We start from the raw sequence: 2,233 nt of genomic DNA on the forward strand, positions 1-2,233 counted from the left end.
TAGAGCTGCGGCCTCTGGCCTGCGAGTTCGCTTTCCCATCCCCGGCCTACCATGCGCACTATGTCGAGCTGTTCGGCAGCGAGCTGCGCTTCGACAGCGAGAGAAACAGCCTCCACCTGCCGCGCGACTTCCTGCAGCATCCCATTCTTGGCGCCAGCGACTACCTGCGACAGATGCTGGAGTCTCGTGCAAGGGCGACACTCGCGCAGCTGCAAGACGCAGATACGCTTGCCGGCACGGTGCGTCGCTTGATTCTCGCAAGCCTGCCAGAAGGCGTGAGCATCGAGCCAACCTGCCAGGCGTTGCACGTCAGTCGCACCACGCTCTACCGACGCTTGAAGGAAGAGGGCACCAGTTTCAGCGCGCTGGTGGCGGAGGTACGTCGCGAGTTGTCCGCGGAGCTGATTCGCCAGGGGCTGCCCGTGGCGACGGTCAGCGAGCGGCTGGGGTTCAGGGATACCAGCACTTTCCACCGTGCCTTCAAGCGCTGGTTCGACCGCCCTCCGGGAGCCTTTCGAGACTAGCAGTGGGCTTGCCGCTTTCGGCGCCAATGGCGCGTTAAGCGAGGCGATTGAATTGCCCCTGAAAAGGTAGGTGCCTGCGAACCTCAATGCAGGAGACTGGCCTGCTGCGAATCAGTCCGCTTCTGGCCGATTTCTGCCCGTCGCGACCGGCAGCTATAGGTTGTGGATTCAACCGGTCGATGCAACACAACTAAATTCTGTGTAAGCAGAAGGAGTGTTGCATCGACCGGTTGAATCCACAGTCGAAAGCAGCCATCCACAACCGGCAGCTAACGACCCAGGGTAGACATTCGGTGGGATACACTGTCTGGCATCAGTGATCTCACATCAAAGCACAGGCTATGCGTTCAAGAAGGAACAAATGGGCTGGTGGGTGTCGTGGACTTCGCAGCGATTCGGCGCAGATCGGCCAGGCGCCGGGCCTGGCGCAAGGCGAGGAGTGCGCGCTCATTGAGCAGGACCACCCGGTGCTGCTGGGTCTTGATCCGGTCTTCCGGCTGGCCATCGACGATAATGCGCCGGATGTTCGCGGTTGTTGCCTCCACGAGGGTTCATAGATAGCTCATAACGAATGACACCTCGCTGTTAGCCGTTCCAGGACTTACCCCTGAGTCATTCTTGCCGCCGTTGCTTGCGGGAAGTATTCGATAATATCGTGCGCTCAGTGGTATCCGGAAATTTCCGCCTGTAGAGGTGTAGTCGCTGAATGCGTGATCTTTGTTTAGTTCCAGAGGGGTTTGATTGCTGTCTAGTATTTGTAGGGCAATGCCTTTGGCCGTTGAGGTCTTGTTTAGCTCGATGATGCCCTGGCCTGCATCCCAGGCTGGGGTGGTCGGGTTTGGAGCTAAACTGTACATAACCTTATTTATTCCACTGGGACAGTTGTTGAGTAGGATGTTGAATGCAGTTGCTTTCGAAGTGTCACCAATGTCGGAAAAAACGCCAAGATCATACTGTCCCATTTCAACGTTTACATCTGGGGTTTCGCAGGACTGAGCTACAATCGATACGTTTTTGGCTATGCGCATTGCCAGAGGTTGCAGCGTACCTATCTGGTAATAACCAATATCCCCTGCTGGGATGGTTAAGTTTCCCTTGAGCGGGGCTATCTTAAGTAGATGTAGTGTGTGGGTTGTGCCATTGAAGCCATATCCCCCAGGTTCCCCAAAGCTACCGCCAAACCCTTTGACTGGGCCAGTCTCCCTTATCCATTGCCAAGCCAGGCCGCTATTGCTAATAGGGAATATGACTGAGGTGGGGAGGGTTGTTCCTAGGTTATTCTTGATCCCCTTGTCGAATGTGGTTGTGCAATTGTGTGAGCTGTTTCCTTGAAATGTCACGGTGTTTGTTTGATAGATGGTCGTGCCGTCTGCTGTGTCCCTGGGGATTGAAAGTGTTGAAGGTATATCAAAAATTATGGAATTTTGTTGGTGGCCCTCATAATATTTGCAGTCTGCCGAGGCGTCGAACCATGCGCAAACTAAAGCCATAAACAAGAAGTTCTTTTTAAGGGCCATTATTTGAATGACCCCTCAATGAATTCCCAGTGATAATCGGGGTTTTCAGACTTTATTTTGTTGTAGTAGTGAGTAAAGCCGGTTGGCTCGGGTTTTATATGCTGGTCAGGGGACGCACACCCAGAAAGCGCAGTAAAAAAACTTGCGAGGAAAGCTGGATTTGGCTTATAATTGCTTGCTTGCTTGCTTGCT

4 protein-coding genes are annotated in these 2,233 nt (G+C 53.8%); 1 reads left to right on the top strand and 3 read right to left on the bottom strand.

Features of this window, described 5'->3' with window-relative positions:
- A partial coding sequence (locus UB48_RS25325) for an AraC family transcriptional regulator (protein WP_045202015.1) occupies positions 1 to 524 on the top strand: 524 nt, incomplete at its 5' end.
- Between the two features lie 347 nt (positions 525 to 871).
- Here the strand turns inward: UB48_RS25325 and UB48_RS25330 are convergent.
- The 3 genes from UB48_RS25330 to UB48_RS28275 all read right to left on the bottom strand — a co-directional run.
- On the bottom strand, positions 872 to 1,069 hold the full coding sequence (locus tag UB48_RS25330; protein ID WP_045201903.1) for a hypothetical protein: 198 nt from the start codon (positions 1,067 to 1,069) through the stop codon (positions 872 to 874).
- A 6-nt stretch (positions 1,070 to 1,075) separates the two neighbouring features.
- Positions 1,076 to 2,041 (bottom strand): fimbrial protein, encoded by a 966-nt coding sequence (locus tag UB48_RS27545; protein ID WP_082075519.1) that lies wholly within the window; start codon positions 2,039 to 2,041, stop codon positions 1,076 to 1,078.
- Positions 2,041 to 2,233: hypothetical protein (locus UB48_RS28275; RefSeq protein ID WP_275560839.1), on the bottom strand; the 193-nt coding region annotated here is incomplete at its 5' end. The genes UB48_RS28275 and UB48_RS27545, both read right to left, overlap by 1 nt.

It is taken from the genome of Pseudomonas sp. 2(2015) (genome assembly GCF_000955865.1).
GTDB lineage: Bacteria > Pseudomonadota > Gammaproteobacteria > Pseudomonadales > Pseudomonadaceae > Aquipseudomonas.

Coding starts and splice junctions, on each gene's coding strand:
- UB48_RS27545 (WP_082075519.1), bottom strand. CDS start 2,041: ATGGCCCTTAAAAAGAACTTCTTGTTTATGGCTTTAGTTTGCGCATGG.